Annotated in this window: 3 protein-coding genes; 1 reads left to right on the top strand and 2 read right to left on the bottom strand. The window is 71.7% G+C overall.

Annotated features, from left to right (window positions below; genetic code table 11):
* Positions 1-238: 238 nt before the first annotated feature.
* Positions 239-937 carry a class I SAM-dependent methyltransferase gene (locus tag D7Y13_RS40175; protein WP_120538313.1) on the top strand — a complete coding sequence of 233 codons (699 nt, stop codon included), beginning with the start codon at positions 239-241 and terminating at the stop codon, positions 935-937.
* A gap of 24 nt (positions 938-961) precedes the next feature.
* Here D7Y13_RS40175 and D7Y13_RS40170 read toward each other — a convergent pair whose 3' ends face one another.
* Both D7Y13_RS40170 and D7Y13_RS40165 read right to left on the bottom strand, forming a co-directional pair.
* Positions 962-1,666, bottom strand: a complete 705-nt coding sequence (locus D7Y13_RS40170; RefSeq protein WP_120586141.1) for a response regulator transcription factor — start codon at positions 1,664-1,666, stop codon at positions 962-964.
* On the bottom strand, positions 1,663-3,195 hold the full coding sequence (locus D7Y13_RS40165) for a sensor histidine kinase (RefSeq protein WP_120586142.1): 1,533 nt from the start codon (positions 3,193-3,195) through the stop codon (positions 1,663-1,665). The genes D7Y13_RS40170 and D7Y13_RS40165 overlap by 4 nt, the downstream gene beginning before the upstream one ends.
* Between the last annotated feature and the right edge of the window lie 47 nt (positions 3,196-3,242).

Below are 3,242 nucleotides of genomic sequence, written 5' to 3'. Positions count from 1 at the left end.
CCGCCACCCGCCGTGCCCCATATGCCGAATACCCCTCACTCTTTCAAAGCGAAGCGCCCAGGCGGACGCCCGTCATGCGGCGCTCCAAGGCAAGGAGGGTGCCAGCCCTCCAGGAGGGGACCAGCGTTGGGAAGTGGGAGGGGGCCGTCGCATGCCGGACAGCAGGTGGGCAAAGGATTGCCCACGGTGCGCACCCGGGAGTCCCGAAGGGCCCCGCAACCGTGCTAGGGCCTGGGCAATGGCTGGGAACGACGCACGCGGCCGCACCCCGCTGTCCCTCGTGGGACAGGAGCCGGATCTCGTCTTCTACACGCGGCAGGCGACCGAGCACGGCTCGCCCGTGCTGGTGCTGGGCGCCGCCAACGGCCGGGTGCCCTGGGCGCTGGCCGGCCACGGCTTCGCCGCCGTGGGCGTGGATCCCTCCGAGGTGATGATCCGCTCCGCCGAGGAGCGCCGCGCCTCCGAACCCCCGGACGTCTCCGAGCGCACGCGCCTGCTGGCCCAGGACCTGCGCACGCTGCGGCTGCCGGAGAAGTTCCCGCTGGTGCTGGCCCCGCAGCACGCGCTGGGGCTGATGCCCGGCCGCGACGACGTGGAGGCGTTCCTCGCCACCGTCGTCCACCACCTGGCCCCCGGGGGCACCTTCGTCTACGACGTGCTCAACGCCCCGCGCGAACCCGTGCTGCCGCGCGACGAGGACGAGCCCGGCTCCGCCGTGGAGCCCCGCCGTCCGCTGTTCGCCCTGCACCTGCGCGAGCGGCGTCCTCCCGGTGGCTCAAGCCCCATCCGCCGCCTCAAGCTGCGCCACTTCCTCCCCGAGGAGCTGGAGGCCGCCCTCACCTCCAGCGGCCTCACCCCCCGCGAGCGCTACGGCCGCTTCGACGGCAAGCCCTTCGACCTGGAGGACCTGCGCCAGATTGGCGTCGCGGGGCTGTGACGCCCGGGGGCTTCGGCGCTGACTTCAGCGCTCGAAGCGGTAACCCAGGCCGCGCACGGTGAGGAAGTGCCGGGGCGCTTCGGGGTCGGTTTCGAACTTCAGCCGCAGCTGGCGCATGAAGTTGTCCACCGTGCGCGCGCTGCCCTCGTAGTGGTAGCCCCACGCGCCTGACAGCAGCTCCTCGCGGGTGAAGGTGCGGCCCGGGTGCGCCAGGAAGTGCGCCAGCAGCTTGAACTCCTGCGCCGTCAACTCCACCGGCTGCCCGTCGCGCGCCACCGTGCGCAGCGCCAGGTCCACCTTCACGTCCCCGAACGTCACCGGCGGCGCGCTGGTGCCCGTGGCCCCGAACCGGCGGCGCAGCACCGCCTTGATGCGCGCGAGCAGCTCCTGGAGCCCGAAGGGCTTCACCACGTAGTCGTCCGCGCCCAGGTTGAGGCCCAGTATCTTGTCCGACTCCTGGCCCCGCGCGGACAGCACCACCACGGGCGTGTCGCGGCCCCGCTGGCGCAGCTCGCGGATGACCTCGTAGCCGTTGAGCTCCGGGAGCATCAGGTCCAACACCAGCAGGTCCGGCGCTTCGTCCAGCGCCTTGGCCAGGCCCGTGCGGCCGTCCTGCGCCTGGAGCACTTCGTAGCCTTCGAAGCGCAGGTTCATGGACACGCCGGTGAGGATGGACAGGTCGTCCTCCACCACCAGGATGCGGCGCGGCTTCTCTTCCGGCGTGCTCATGCGCGGCCCGCCGGGAGCTGGATGGTGAAGCGGCTGCCCTGGCCGGGCTCGCTCTGCACGGCGATGCGGCCCCCGTGTGCCTCCACGATGCGCTTGCTGATGGCGAGCCCCAGGCCACTGCCCTCCGTCTTGCGCGTGAGCAGGTTGTCCACGCGGTAGAAGCGCTCGAAGATGCGCTTGCGGTCCTTCCTGGCGATTCCCACCCCGTTGTCCTCCACCGACAGGTTCACGTGTCTGCCGTCCCTGCGCGCCTGTAGCGCGATCTTCCGGTTCGTCGGCCCACTGTACTTGTACGCATTCTGCAACAGGTTGAGCAGCGCGCCCGACACCGCGACGCGGTCCATCTCCACCGGAGGCAGCCCGTCCGCCACCTCCACGCTCAGCACCATGTCATCCCCCAGCCGCTGCGCGCGGAAGGCCGCCACCGCCGCGTCCACCACGTCCGCCACCGGCACGGACTCGCGCTGGTACACCTTGCGGCCGCTCTCGATGCGCGCCCAGTCCAGCACCCGCTCAATCAGGTCCGACAGGCGCTCCGTCTCACGCGTGAGCAGGTCCAACACCTCCTGCATCTGCGCGGGGTCCTTCAGCCGGCCCAGCGCCAGCGTTTCGATGAACATGCGGATGGAGGTGAGCGGCGTGCGCAGCTCATGGCTCACCAGCGACACGAAGTCCGTCTTCATGCGCGACAGGCGCGCCTCGCGGTAGAGCACGCGGCCGGTGTAGATGACGCCGAACGTGAGCGTCAGGTAGAACAGCCCCAGCAGCACGCCGTACACGGCGCGGTTGCGCGTGGAGGTGCTCGCCACGGGGTCCTCGCCGGTGGGCAGCACCACCAGCCGGAAGTCCTGCAGCGGCGCGGACAGCACCCGCTCCGCGAGCACCGGCGGCCCCATCGCGTTCTGCCGCGCCTGCGCCACCTCCGACATCAGCCGGTTGACGAGCCCGCCCTCGCTGGACGTGTCGCGCGGCACGGGCAGCAACGTGAAGCGCACCGGCTCCGACGTGGCCCGCCCCTGCGCCTTGTCCGACAGGAGGCTGTCCAACGCGACGGCGGACAGCCGCACGCCCTGCACCGTGGTGCCCTTGCGCTCGGCGGCCACCATCACCGCCCGGTTGCCCGGGGCGAGCGAGAACACGGTGGGCACCGTGGGCAGCGAGGCGGCCTCCGGCACCAGCGCCGCCAGGGACTCCGCGAGCTGCGGATCCTTCGTGCGCACCAGGCCGTTCTCCACGTGGAAGGTGCCCTCCGGGTCGGACAGCTCCTGGTCGTCCGACAGCAGGAACGCCAGCCGGCCTCCGCCCACCTCCTCCAGCCGTCCGCTGTTGAGCGCCCGGGGCACCTCCGCGGACAGGTCCGCGAGCGTGCCGCGCCAGGCGGCCTCCAGGCGTTTCTCCACCGCGGCGCGCTCGTTGATGATGGCCACGACGCCGAAGCCCGACAGGCCGGCCGAGGGCAGCACGACCAGCAGGATGAGCAGCGCGAACGTGCGCCGGAAGCTGAGGATGACGGGCGCGGGGCGTAACACGACCTCCGTGTCTACACGCGACGGGGGCGGGGTGCTCGGGGCATTTG

Source organism: Corallococcus praedator (genome assembly GCF_003612125.1).
Classification (GTDB): domain Bacteria; phylum Myxococcota; class Myxococcia; order Myxococcales; family Myxococcaceae; genus Corallococcus; species Corallococcus praedator.
Note: the sequence above shows the minus strand (reverse complement) of the source record. Positions and strands in the feature narration are given on the sequence as shown.